11 protein-coding genes are annotated in these 12,239 nt (G+C 73.8%); 10 read left to right on the forward strand and 1 reads right to left on the reverse strand.

The window, feature by feature from the left end; all coding sequences use genetic code 11:
- The first annotated feature begins 33 nt into the window (after window positions 1-33).
- A complete protein-coding gene (locus CRP55_RS31075; RefSeq protein WP_245923499.1) occupies window positions 34-1,140 on the forward strand; it encodes a sensor histidine kinase in 1,107 nt (368 codons plus the stop codon).
- Here the strand turns inward: CRP55_RS31075 and CRP55_RS31080 are convergent.
- Window positions 1,131-2,147 carry an Lrp/AsnC family transcriptional regulator gene (locus CRP55_RS31080; RefSeq protein WP_097324515.1) on the reverse strand — a complete coding sequence of 339 codons (1,017 nt, stop codon included), beginning with the start codon at window positions 2,145-2,147 and terminating at the stop codon, window positions 1,131-1,133. The genes CRP55_RS31075 and CRP55_RS31080 overlap by 10 nt on opposite strands.
- Window positions 2,148-2,271: 124 nt before the next feature.
- On the opposite strand from CRP55_RS31080, the gene CRP55_RS31085 reads away from it, so the two are divergent.
- From CRP55_RS31085 to CRP55_RS54040, 9 genes are all read left to right on the forward strand, one after another.
- Window positions 2,272-2,946 (forward strand): hypothetical protein, encoded by a 675-nt coding sequence (locus tag CRP55_RS31085; protein WP_097324518.1) that lies wholly within the window; start codon window positions 2,272-2,274, stop codon window positions 2,944-2,946.
- A gap of 52 nt (window positions 2,947-2,998) precedes the next feature.
- Window positions 2,999-4,801 carry an aspartate--tRNA ligase gene (aspS, locus tag CRP55_RS31090; RefSeq protein WP_097324521.1) on the forward strand — a complete coding sequence of 601 codons (1,803 nt, stop codon included), beginning with the start codon at window positions 2,999-3,001 and terminating at the stop codon, window positions 4,799-4,801.
- Window positions 4,802-4,838: 37 nt separating this feature from the next.
- Window positions 4,839-5,642 carry an SDR family oxidoreductase gene (locus CRP55_RS31095; RefSeq protein WP_097324523.1) on the forward strand — a complete coding sequence of 268 codons (804 nt, stop codon included), beginning with the start codon at window positions 4,839-4,841 and terminating at the stop codon, window positions 5,640-5,642.
- A 26-nt stretch (window positions 5,643-5,668) separates the two neighbouring features.
- Window positions 5,669-6,157 carry a GyrI-like domain-containing protein gene (locus CRP55_RS31100; protein ID WP_097324526.1) on the forward strand — a complete coding sequence of 163 codons (489 nt, stop codon included), beginning with the start codon at window positions 5,669-5,671 and terminating at the stop codon, window positions 6,155-6,157.
- 7 nt (window positions 6,158-6,164) lie between these two features.
- Window positions 6,165-6,854 carry a hypothetical protein gene (locus tag CRP55_RS31105; protein ID WP_245923500.1) on the forward strand — a complete coding sequence of 230 codons (690 nt, stop codon included), beginning with the start codon at window positions 6,165-6,167 and terminating at the stop codon, window positions 6,852-6,854.
- Between the two features lie 65 nt (window positions 6,855-6,919).
- On the forward strand, window positions 6,920-7,141 hold the full coding sequence (locus CRP55_RS31110) for a hypothetical protein (protein ID WP_097324529.1): 222 nt from the start codon (window positions 6,920-6,922) through the stop codon (window positions 7,139-7,141).
- Window positions 7,142-7,207: 66 nt separating this feature from the next.
- Complete coding sequence (locus CRP55_RS56550) at window positions 7,208-9,388, forward strand: replication-associated recombination protein A (protein WP_438865827.1); 2,181 nt, start codon at window positions 7,208-7,210, stop codon at window positions 9,386-9,388.
- A 1,053-nt stretch (window positions 9,389-10,441) separates the two neighbouring features.
- Entirely contained in the window at window positions 10,442-10,891 is a 450-nt protein-coding gene (locus CRP55_RS55770) for a hypothetical protein (RefSeq protein WP_179855401.1), read from the forward strand.
- Between the two features lie 639 nt (window positions 10,892-11,530).
- A partial coding sequence (locus tag CRP55_RS54040; RefSeq protein ID WP_218854744.1) for a hypothetical protein occupies window positions 11,531-12,239 on the forward strand: 709 nt, incomplete at its 3' end.

The following is a 12,239-nucleotide window of genomic DNA, read 5'->3' on the forward strand; positions in this document are numbered from 1 at the left end:
ACCGGGGCGCGCACCGCGGCCCGGCAGGCGGCGGTGCTCTTCTTCCTGGCCGGTGCGCTGGCCCTGGTCGGCATCCTGAGCGAAGGCGGCACCCCGTCCCGGCTCCTGCTCGTCGCCGTGCTCGACTTCGCCCTGGGCCTCGCCGGTTTCCTGGCGCCCTGGGAGCGGCTGCGCCCCGAGTCGCCGGCCCTGCTCGGCCTGGCCGGTTTCGCCGTCCTCGGCCTGTCCACCTGGTCGTTCGGCGGGGTCGCGGCCGGCACCGGGCCGTTCCTGGTGCTGCTCTACACCTGGGCCGCCCTGCACTTCCCCCGGTGGATCCTGCTGGCGTACGCGGCCCCGGCCGGGGTGGCCTACCTGCTCCCGTTGATCCTGACCCACCGGCCTCCGGAGGTGCTCAGCAGCGCCCTCGTCCTGCTCCCGGTCGCCGTGGCGATCGCCCTGCTGGTCGAGGCCCAGGCCCGCCATCTGCGCGAGGACCGCGAACGGCTGGCCCGCATCGAGACCTGGCAGTCGGCGATGATGAGCACCCTCGCCCACGACGTCCGGTCGCCGCTGGCCACGCTGCAGATCGTGCTCGAGGAGCTCGGCGAGAACGCCTCACCGGAGGACGCGCGGGTGATCGGCGCCGGTCTGCGGCAGGCCACCCGGATCCGGCGGCTGGCCGACGGGCTGCTCGACGTGCAGCGCATCGACAGCTCCGGCCACCTGCGCCTGGACCGGGAGCTGACCGCGGCCGGGCCGCTCGTGCGCGAGGCGGTGTCGTACACCAGCGGCCGCGACGTGACGGTGCGGATCGAGGACGATCTGAAGATCTACGTCGACCCGCAGCGCTTCGAGCAGATCGTCGTCAACCTCGTCGGCAACGCCCTGCGGTACGGGCGGCCGCCGGTGATCGTGGAGCTCACCCGCGACGGCGGCACGGACCGGCTGGAGATCCGCGACCACGGGGCCGGCATCCCGGAGGCCCTCCGGCCGCGCCTGTTCGGCCGGTTCGCCGTCGGCGGCCCCGACGGCATCGGGCTCGGACTGTGGATCGTGCGCAGCCTCACCGAGGCCCACGGCGGCCGGGTGGTCGCCGAGGCCCGCGATCCCGGCGTGGCCATGGTGGTCACCTTCCCGGCGCCGGAGGCTCAGGCGTAGGGGTCGCGCACCATGCCGTTCTCGATCAGGAAGTGGGCCTGCTTGACCCGGGTGAGCTGGGGGACCGTCTCCACGCTGTGGATGCCGTCGATGGCGGCCACCTCGGTGGTCAGGTAGCGGTAGAGGGCGGCCGCGTCGCGGCAGCGGGCCGCGGCCATCAGGTTGGCCGAGCCGGTGACGGCGGCCGCGAACGACAGCTGGGGGTGGTCGGCCAGCCGGGCGCCGACCTCGGCCAGGTGGGCCGGCGCGATCGTGAACCACAGGTTGGCCGAGGCGTGGATGCCGATCGCGGTGTCGGCCACGTCGAGGTCGAAGAAGATGGCGCCGTTGCCGGTCAGCGTGGCCACCCGCTGCGCGACCTGGCGCTGCGTCCAGCCGGTGGCCTCGGCCAGCGACGCCCAGCTGGCCCGCCCGTCGCGGGCCAGCGCGTCGAGCAGCGGCTGATCGTCCGGCTCGATGCGGGCGCCCGAGTCCAGCGGGGCCGCGTGACCCAGCACGGTCGCGCCCTCGATCAGGGCGGCCTGCTGGCCGGCGTCGAGCTCGTGGCCGGTGGCGGCCCAGTCGACCTCGCCCCGGCCGGCGAAGCGGTGCAGGATCTGGTGTGCGCTGAAGGTCAGCACGTTGGACGCCCGGGGCAGATGGTGCAGCAGCCCGCCCTGACCGGCGGAGACGATCGCCGAACAGGTGATCTCGGCGCCGCCGGCGCCGATGCTGATCCAGGCGGTGTCGCCGCGCCGGGCGAGGGCGTCGGCCAGCGCCGGGGCCGTGCCAGGGCGGCAGCCGATGCGCAGCGTCCAGTACGTCGTGCCGGGCATCTTCGACGGGTCGGGGCGGGCCAGCACCCGCACGATGCCGGTGCCGCGCATGCGCTGATAGCGCCGGGCGACGGTCTGCTCGGACACACCGATCACGGAGGCGACGCGGGCGAAGGGGGCGCGCGGCGAGAGATGCAGCGCGTGGAGGATCTGCCGGTCGATGTGGTCCGGCCCGCGGGACTCTGTCGCCACCGGGCCATTCTATGGCGGGGTGGTACGTGGGCTGTCAGTCCCCACGTCGAGGGATGGGGCCGGATGATCTCCGCCCCTAAGGTCGGAACGACCCGGTTTGTCCCTGCCGATGGGAGCCCTCCCCATGTCTGTGTTCCGCGCGTCGAACAACAACCCGTCGAAGCCGCGCGACCCGTACCAGATCAACCAGAGCAGTGGGATCCCCGACGGGCCGACCGAGAAACTGGGTGACAAGAAAACCCGGCCCCGCCGCAACTGGGCGCTCCTGCTGGTTGCCGGCCTCGCGCTGTTCGCGCTGAACGTGGCCGCGGTCGCGGTCTTCGTCGCCTGGCGCTCCTCGCAGGCGGCGCGCGCGGTCGCCGAGCACCCGCCGGCGGCGCCGGGCCCGGCCGGCGGGAGCTATGACGTGACGTACGCCCAAGAGCCTTTGAAAGTGCAGGTGGGCTGCTCGGCGGTGCTCTTCCTCGATCTCGACGAGCCCCGGTCGAACGCCGAGGAGAAGGCGAGCGATCTGCGGTACGACAGCCGCTGCGGCACCGGCGTGCCCAATCTGACCCTCGGGCCCGGCGCGACCGCCGGCGCCCAGGTGCAGGGCTCCGACACCGACGCCGCCGGCTGCGACCGCGCCATCCGGACCGCCCCGCTCGGCCCGGGCGCGACCGTGGCCGTGCGCAAGGGGGCCGTGCTCTGCGTGCTCACCGCGGGCACGCCGGCCAAGATGGCGCTCGTGGAGATCACTGAGGTCGGCACCACCGGCACGGCGGGCATGCGGGCCACCTCGTGGAAGGTCGGCGGCTGACGACCTGACAGAATGGCGGGTGGTTCTGACCGCTTGATGAGGAGTGCATCCCGTGATCCGTACGCACAACGCCGGCAGTCTTCGCGCGAGCGACGCCGGCTCGACGGTGACCCTCGCCGGGTGGGTGGCCCGCCGGCGCGACCACGGCGGTGTCATCTTCGTCGATCTCCGGGACGCCTCCGGCGTGGTCCAGGTGGTCTTCCGCGAGGAGGACGCGCACGCGCTGCGCAACGAGTTCTGCGTGCTGGTCGTCGGTGAGGTCTCGGCCCGGCCCGAGGGCAACGCCAACCCGGAGCTGGCCACCGGCGAGATCGAGGTGGTCGTCTCGCAGCTGACCGTCCTGTCCGAGGCGGCGCCGCTGCCGCTGCCGGTCGACGACACGATCACCGCGTCCGACGACCTGCGCCTGAAGTACCGCTACCTCGACCTGCGCCGCTCCGGCCCGGCCAAGGCGCTGCGGCTGCGCAGCCGGGCCAACCAGATCGCCCGCGAGGTGCTGCACGCCCGCGACTTCAACGAGATCGAGACGCCGACCCTGACCCGGTCGACCCCCGAGGGCGCGCGCGACTTCCTGGTTCCCGTACGCCTTCAGCCCGGCACGTGGTATGCCCTGCCCCAGTCGCCGCAGCTGTTCAAGCAGCTGCTGATGGTGGCCGGCATGGAGCGGTACTACCAGATCGCGCGCTGCTACCGCGACGAGGACTTCCGGGCCGACCGGCAGCCCGAGTTCACCCAGCTCGACATCGAGATGTCCTTCGTGACCCAGGAGGACATCATCGAGCTGGGCGAGGAGATCGTCTCCCGGCTGTGGGGCGAGCTGGCCGACTACCAGGTGCAGCTGCCGATCCCGCGCATCACGTGGACCGACGCGATGAACCGCTACGGTTCCGACAAGCCCGACCTGCGGTACGGGGTCGAGCTGGTCGAGCTGACCTCCTACCTCGAGGGCACTGAGTTCCGCGTCTTCGCGGGCGCGATCGCGGCCGGTGGTTACGTCGGCGCCGTCGTCATGCCGGGTGGTGCCTCGCAGACCCGCAAGGAGCTGGACGGCTGGCAGGACTGGGCCAAGGCGCGCGGCGCTCGCGGTCTCGCCTACGTCGTGCTGGACGCCGAGACCGGCGAGGCTCGGGGACCGGTCGCGAAGAACCTGTCCGCTGAGCACCTGTCCGGGCTGGCCGACGCCGTGGGCGCGAAGCCCGGCGACGCGATCTTCTTCGCGGCCGCCAACGAGCGCCGCGAGGCGCAGGAGCTGCTCGGCGCGGCCCGCATCGAGATCGCCAAGCGCTCGAACCTGATCGACGAGTCGGCCTGGGCGTTCTGCTGGGTCGTCGACGCCCCGATGTTCGAGAAGACGGACGAGGGTGGCTGGACCGCCGTCCACCACCCCTTCACCTCGCCCAACGACGAGTGGATCGACCGCTTCGAGGAGGCGCCCGACCAGGCCCTCGCGTACGCGTACGACATCGTCGTCAACGGCAACGAGATCGGCGGCGGCAGCGTCCGTATCCACCGGGCCGACGTGCAGAGCCGGGTCTTCGACCTGCTCGGCATCACGCCCGAGGAGGCGCAGGACAAGTTCGGCTTCCTGCTCGAGGCGTTCAAGTACGGCCCGCCGCCGCACGCCGGCATCGCGCTCGGCTGGGACCGCACCTGCATGCTGCTGTCCGGCAACGACTCCATCCGCGAGGTCATCGCTTTCCCCAAGACCCGGGGCGGCTACGACCCGCTGACCACCGCGCCCACCCCGATCACCGCGCAGCAGCGCCTCGAGGCCGGCATCGACGCCAAGCCGAAGCCGGCGCCCGGCACGCCCGGCACCGACGGCCAGGCGGCCCCGGTGGAGCGCTCGAACTGACCTTGCCCGCCGAGAGAATCTGAGGTAGTTCCGTCCTATGAGCACATTGATCGTCGGAGCCTCGGGATATCTCGGCAGTGAGGTCGTGCGGCAGGCGAGGGCCGCCGGGCACGCGGTGGTGGGCACGGCCACCACCGCGGCCGGCGGTCACGTGCCGGTCGACGTCACCGACCGCAAAGCGGTGCACGCGGTCGTCACCGCGGTGCTGCCCCGCCTGGTCGTCAACTGCGTCGGCCACGCGAACGACTGGCGGGTGCTGGCCGACGGTGGCGCGGCCGTGGCCGCGGAGGCCGCCGCGATCGGCGCCCGCATCGTGCATGTGTCCACGGACGCGCTGCACGCCGGGCGCCCGGCCTGGTACACCGAGTCCGACGTACCGACACCGGTCTCGCAGTACGGGTCGGCCAAGGCGGCGGCCGAGACGGCGGTGGCCGCGATCTCCCCGGCCGCGGTGATCGTGCGGACGTCGCTGATCGCCGGCACCGACGAGAGCAAGCACGTGCGGTTCGCGCTCGACGTCACCGAGGGCCGTGCGCGGGGCACGATGTTCTCCGACGAGATCCGCTGCCCGGTCCACGTGGCCGATCTGGCGGCGGCGATCCTGGAGCTGGCCGACTCCCGCTTCAGCGGTGTCATCAACGTGGCCGGCCCCGAGGCCATCTCCCGGGCCGACTTCGGCCGGCTGGTCGCCCGCACCCACAACCTCGACGAGTCCGCCGTCCCGGTCGGCCTCAGCACCGAGGCGGGCATGGGCCCCCGGCCGCTGGACGTCAAACTCGACACGTCGCTGGCGCGCTCCATCCTCCGTACGCGCCTGAGGCCCGTCTCCGAGTTTCGCTGACCCCCGGGTCCTGTGACACTGGGCTCATGGAGCCGAAGATCGTGGAGCTGGGCGAACAGCCGTACGTCGGGCGGCGTGAGTCGATCACGATGACCGAGTTCGCGCGGGTCGCCGACCACCTGCCCGGCATGCTGGCCCGCCTCGCCGAGCGGGGCGTGCCGGTCGCCGGGGCACCGTTCTTCCGCTATCGCGTGATCGACATGTCGGCCGACCTCGTCGTCGAAGCCGGCATCCCCGTCTCGGGGCCCACCGAGGTCGCCTCCCCGATGTTCATCGACACGCTGCCGGCCGGCCGCTACGCCACCCTCACCCACGTCGGGCACCCCGACGAGCTGATGGGCGTCACCGCGCGGCTGCTCGGCTGGGCCCAGGACCGCGGCCTGGCCTGGGACATGCAGCCCACACCGACCGGCGAGGTGTGGGGCTGCCGGCTCGAGATGATGATGACCGACCCGTCCAAGGAACCGGACATGCACAAGTGGGAGACGGTCCTGCTGTTCAAACTGGCCTCATGATGGGCGTGTGCCCGACGAGATCGAGAAACTGACCGAGGCGCTCGGCCCCGCCTGGCGGCGGCGGACCCGCGGCGAGCACCGGTGGCCCGCGGCGGCCGCCATCGCCGTGATGATCGTCCTGCAGTGGACCCTGCCGGCCAAGCTCACCCTCGGCCCGCACTGGCTGTTGCCGGCGGTCGAGCTGACCATCGGCGTCGTCCTGTTCGCGGCCGACCCCGGGCGCATCCACCGCGACACCCCCGCCCTGCGGACGCTGAGCCTCACCCTGATCGCGGTGGCCAGCCTCGGCACCGCCTCCTCGGTCGGCATGCTGGTGCACACCATCGTCACCGGCCGCGACACCGGCTCGGCGGCGCAGCTGCTCGCCGGCGGCAGCGCCATCTACCTGATCAACGTGCTGACCTTCGCCGTCTGGTTCTGGGAACTCGACCGCGGGGGCCCGGCCCGGCGGGCGCACGGCACCGACCCGTACCCCGACCTGCTCTTTCCCCCGATGACCGCGCCCGACATGGTGGCCAAGGACTGGGAGCCGTGGTTCCTTGACTACTTCTACGTCGCCTTCACCAACGCGACCGCGTTCAGCCCGACCGACACCCTGCCGCTGACCCGCTGGGCCAAAGCGGCGATGGCCCTGGAGTCGGCGATCGCGCTCGTGACGGCCGCACTGGTCATCGCCCGTGCGGTGAATGTCCTATGAGTTTGGTGAGCGGCGTCACCTGGGTATCTGCATGTCAGCGCTCTCACCCCCCGGAGGAAATAGACATGCTTGCCATCGCCGCCGCAGTTGTCTTCGGCATTTGGTTCCTTCTCGACCTGCTCAAGACCGACCTCGGTGCCCCCAACCTGTTCAACTTCCCCACCATGGCCTCGCTCGGCCTCATGCTGCTCGCGCTCTACCTGGCCGGCGTGGGCTCGGGCCCGCGCGCCGGCTCCGGCTCCGGCAGCGGCCGCCGCTTCTACGGCCGCCGCCCCGGCCGCGGCTGACCTGGCGCACCGGCCCGTGGCAGCGCGTTTCGGACGCGATGCCGCGGGCCGGTACTGTCTTTCCCGATGGAAATGGACGGGCTCTTCTCCCTGGCACAGCCGGGCGCCGCACCCTTGGGCGACGCCCTGACCCCTCCCGCTGAGGACTCGCCACTGCCGGTGCGGATGCGCCCGGCAAACCTCGACGAGCTGGTCGGCCAGGGACATCTGCTCGCGCCCGGCGCCCCGCTGCGCCAGCTGGTCACCGGGGCCAGCCCCATGTCGGTGATCCTGTGGGGCCCGCCCGGCACCGGCAAGACCACGATCGCCCACCTGGTCGCCGGCGCCACCAACCGCAAGTTCGTCGCCATGTCGGCCCTGACCGCCGGCGTCAAAGACGTCCGCGCGGTCATCGACACGGCCCGCCGCGAACGCCGCTCCGGCGGCCCGCCGACGGTGCTGTTCATCGACGAGGTGCACCGCTTCAGCAAGACCCAGCAGGACTCGCTGCTCGCGGCCGTCGAGGACCGCACGGTCACGCTGCTGGCGGCCACGACCGAAAACCCGTACTTCTCGGTCATCTCGCCCCTGCTTTCCCGCTGTGTGCTCCTGACCCTCCAGGCGCTGGACGACGACGACGTCCGCGGCCTGCTGCGGCGCGCGCTCACCGACAAAAGAGGGCTGGGCGGTTCGGTCACCCTCAGTTCAGAGGCCGAGGACCATTTCGTACGCCTCGCGTCCGGCGACGTGCGTAAAGCGCTCACCGCCCTGGAAGCGGCCGCGGGCTCCGCCCTGGCCCAGAAGGTCACCGAGATCGACCTGGCCACGGCCGAGAAAGCGGTCGACGTGGCGGCGGTCCGCTACGACCGCGACGGCGACGCCCACTACGACATCACCAGCGCCTTCATCAAAAGCATGAGGGGCAGCGACCCCGACGCGGCCCTGCACTGGCTGGCCCGCATGCTGGTGGCGGGGGAGGACCCGCGCTTCATCGCCCGGCGCATCGTCATCTTCGCCAGCGAGGACGTCGGCATGGCCGACCCGCAGGCCCTGCTGGTGGCGACGGCGGCGGCACAGGCCGTGCAGACGATCGGCCTGCCGGAGTGCCAGCTGAACCTGGCCCAGGCCGTGGTCCACATGGCGACGGCCCCGAAATCAAACGCGGTGACGACAGCCATCGGCGAGGCCATGGCCGACGTCCGGGCGGGCCGGGGAGGCCCGGTGCCGACCCACTTGCGAGACGCCCACTACCCGGGCGCGCGGGGGTTGGGCCACGGACGCGGCTACCGCTACCCGCACGACGACAACCGGGGAGTGGTCACCCAGCAGTACATCCCCGACGACCTCCTGGAAGCCGAGTACTACCGCCCCACCGACCACGGCGCCGAACGAGCGGTGAACGACCGGGTCCCCAAGCTGCGCCGCATCGTCCGGGGCTTGGCCGCGCCCCGCCCCACCGCGCCTCCTCCACCGGCCCAGCCCGCCCCCGCGCCACCGGGACCCACCCCCGCGCCCGTTACTCCCGCGCCCGCCACCCCCGCGGCACCAACGTCCGCGTCGGCCGTGCCGGCCACCCCCGCGGCACCAACGTCCGCGCCGGCCACCCCCGCGGCACCAACGTCCGCGTCGGCCGCGCCGGCCACCCCCGCGTCCGCCACGCCGGCTACGCCCGCGCCCGCCACACCCGCGTCCGCGCCTGCCGCGCCGGGGTCGGGCCGCGCTGGGACCGTTCCTGCCGAGTCCCTTGCGGTGGCCACCCCCACCCCCGCTCCTGCGGTGCCGGCGGAGGCCGAGCTCTCCTCTACCGTCGCGGAGCTCGGCGATGGCGAGCTGAAGGCTGAGGCGCAGAGTTCTGGGACGGTGACTGGCGGTGCGCGGAAGGGTGGGGCGAAGGCTCGGGCGAGCCGGTCCAAGCGGGCCGGATCGGCGGGCGGTGCCGATGCGGATGGCGGGGTTGTGACAGATTCCTCCGCGAAGGGTACTTCTGGGGGCGGTGAGCAGGTCGGAGCTGCGGAATCGCCGGCGGCCGGACCTTCGGGGGGTCGCGTCCGCCGCGCGGCGGGTGGTGCGAAGGGCGAAACTGGGGCACGCTCGTCGGCGACCATCGCGGATCAGCCGACGGCGGACGGAAGCGATGCCGAGGGCAGCCGGGACACAGGTGGCCCTGGTACCTTCTCCGATCCGGGAGCAAAGGCCGATCCGGGATCGAAGGCCATGGACGGCCGGGGAGACGACAGCGGCGCTGCCGCCGGAGAGGAACGACCGTGACACCGCGCGGTGCCGAACGGCCCGACGACGCTGACCTGGGCAACGAGCAGGCCGGCGGGCGCAAGGGCCGCCGGTTCGGACGAGGCCGCCAGGAGCCGGCCGAGCCCGTGGTCGTGGAGCAGGAAGAGACCGGCTGGCTCGACGACCTGCGTACGGCCAAGCAGCAGCGCTCCGCGATCGGCCCCGGCACCCTCGCCGGAGAAACCAGATACAGCAAATCCGGACGTCTCGCCCCCGGCCCCGACGACGAGCCCGACGACGTCGCCCTCCCCGGCCTCGACCACTCCGACGACGACTCCGCCGCCGACCGCCGCCCACCCGGCCCGAGCCACCCGGCCCCCGGCCGAGGCGGCCCCGCCGCAGTTCCCGGTCGCGGCAACCCGAATGCGGGCGGGCTTCCCGGGCGAGGTGCTCCGAGTGCGGGCGAAGCCCCCGGACGTGCCGTCGCGAACCCCGCCGGGCCTCAAGGCGCGGGCCGCGCCGCCGCGGTGCCCAACGGCCCCGGCCGCGTCACGCCTCCTCCCACTGGTCCCGGCCGCGTCACGCCTCCTCCCACTGGTCCCGGCCGCGTCACGCCTTCCACTGGTCCCGCGGCCGGTGGTTCCGGCCGTCCTGGCGCCGGGCCGAGCGGCCCGATCCCCGGTGGACCCGCAGGTCGTCAAGCGGGTGGCCCCGGCCTCCCCGGCCGGGCACCGGGCGGTCCGATCCCAGGCGATGCGATTCCCGGAGGAGCCGGTGCAGCCGGCCCGGCCGGGCGCCAGGCGCCGCCCGGGCCACGTCAGCCGGGCGGTCCCGGTTCGGCGGGCCGGGCGCAGAGCGGGCAGATTCCGGGCCAGTTCCCACCCGGGCGGATCACGCCCGGTCAGCTTCCTCCGGGCCAGGTGCCACCCGGTCCGGTCTCGCCCGGCCAAGCTCCAGGCCGTCCGGCTCCCGGCGAGGGTGCATCTGGGCAGTTCCGTCCCGGTCAGGGCGTTCCTGGCCAGCCTGCTCCGGGCGAGGGAGCATCTGGGCAGTTCCGTCCCGGTCAGGGCATTCCTGGCCAGCCGGCTCCTGGTGAGGGCACGTCCGGGCGGTTTCGTCCCGGTCAGGGCGTCCCTGGGCAGGCGGCGCCCGGTCAGGGCGCACCCGGACGCGGTCCGGCCGGTCAAGGCGCACCCGGGCGCGGTCCGGCCGGACAAGGGGTTCCCCAGGGGACGCCTGGCCGTGGAGGCGCGGGGCGTGCGATTCCCGGACAGGCAGGGCCCGGGCGTGCGGTGCCGGGTCAGGGCGGCCAAGGTCAGAGCGGCCCGGGTCAAGGGCAGCCGGGTCAAGGGCAGCCGGGTCACGGTGTTCCGGGACAGCCGGGGCCGGGGCAAGGCATGCCGGGTGCGGGTGTGCCGGCCGGGCGCGGAGCCGCTTCGGTGGGCGGGCCCGGGCGTGGTGGGCCGCAGCAGCCGTACGGGGCTGCGGCGGGGCGGCGTGGCGTCGAAGCCGGCCCGGGGCCCTACGGCGTCGATGGGATGACGTCGGGGCCGATCGCCACGGGGTCGCCGGCTACTCCGCTCTCCGGTAACGCTCCCGAGGTTCCTTCCGCGCGCCCGGTGTCGCCGGCGTCGCGGCCTACGTCTTCGCCGCCCGTCCGTGGGCGTGATCGTTTCCGCCCCGACGGGTCGCCTCCCGGCGGGCCGGGCCATCCGGTGTCCGGCGTGCCCGCGTCCGGTTTCGATGGCGCGGGCCGTCCGGTCTCGGGTGCTCCCGGGTCTGGTTTCGATGGTGCGGGCCGTCCGGTCTCGGGTGCTCCCGGGTCTGGATTCGGTGGTGCGGGTCGTCCAGTCTCGGGTGTTCCGGGGCCTGGGTTCGGTAGCGCGGGTCGCCCGGTCTCGGGTGTTCCCGCGTCGGGGTTCGGTGGTGCGGGCCGTCCGGTGTCTGGAGTTCCGGCGCCCGGGTTCGGTGGGCGCGGTTCCGACGGCCGGCCCGGTGATCTCGGCTCGGCCGGTGCGGGTCGTCCTGTGTCCGGTGCGGCTTACGGCGGTGCCGGGGAAGAACACCCGAGCGGACGGCATGGCGCTCCGGACGGTGAGAGCTCGGGCGGTCGCTCCGGCCGGCACGGTGCCCCCGATTCCGGCGACGACGGCCGCCGTTCGCATGGCCGTGCAAATCCCGATGAGACAGGTGGCTTCGGCGCGTCCGCTGCGCCGCGGTCCCCGGCGCCTGGTGGCGCCGGCTTCGGTGGTCCGGGCGCTGGTGGGCCCGGTCGGCCCGGCTTCGCTGGTCCGGGCGCTGATGGGCCCGGTCGGCCCGGCTTCGGCGGTCCGGGCGCTGATGGGCCCGGTGGGCCCGGCTTCGGTGGTCCGGGCGATCCCGGGTACACCGGTCCGGATGACGAGCAAGGCCCCGGGCCTGTCCAGCGCGGCCCCGGCGGGCCGCGTGGGCGGGCCGGAGGCCGTGCGCCCGGGCCTCAGGGCGGTCAGCGACCCGGCGCTCCGGGTCCGAACGGTCCTGGGCAAGGTGGGCAGCCGGGCACCGGGCCCGTGCGGGCGGCGGCCAGTGTCGCCCCGCCGGTGGTGCCGGGGCGTGGCGGTGTGCGTACGCCGGCTGTTCCCGGCCGGGCCGGGGCCATGGCGGGCAACTCCGGTGTGGTTCAGCGCCCGGGTGAGGGCTCGGGTGGGGTCGCGCCTCGTGGCGGCCAGGGGCCGCAGGGGCCGGGCGGCTTCGGCACCGGTGCGGTTCCGGCCGGGCCGGTCTCGCCGGGACAGCCGCGGCGGGCGCCGTTCGGCGACGACGAGCATGGTTCGGGGCCGCTTCCTGGTCGGCATGGGCAGGACGGTGACTTCGGATCCGGGCCGCTTCCTGGTCGGCACGGGCAGGACGG

Source organism: Paractinoplanes atraurantiacus (assembly GCF_900215205.1).
GTDB classification, from domain to species: Bacteria; Actinomycetota; Actinomycetes; order Mycobacteriales; family Micromonosporaceae; genus Actinoplanes; species Actinoplanes atraurantiacus.

Excerpts from the sequence above, each read along its gene's own strand:
- CRP55_RS31110 (WP_097324529.1), top strand. The coding sequence starts at position 6,920 with ATGCTTGCCATCGCCGCCGCAGTTGTCTTCGGCATTTGGTTCCTTCTC.
- CRP55_RS31100 (WP_097324526.1), top strand. The coding sequence starts at position 5,669 with ATGGAGCCGAAGATCGTGGAGCTGGGCGAACAGCCGTACGTCGGGCGG.
- CRP55_RS31095 (WP_097324523.1), top strand. The coding sequence starts at position 4,839 with ATGAGCACATTGATCGTCGGAGCCTCGGGATATCTCGGCAGTGAGGTC.
- CRP55_RS56550 (WP_438865827.1), top strand. The coding sequence starts at position 7,208 with ATGGAAATGGACGGGCTCTTCTCCCTGGCACAGCCGGGCGCCGCACCC.
- CRP55_RS31085 (WP_097324518.1), top strand. The coding sequence starts at position 2,272 with ATGTCTGTGTTCCGCGCGTCGAACAACAACCCGTCGAAGCCGCGCGAC.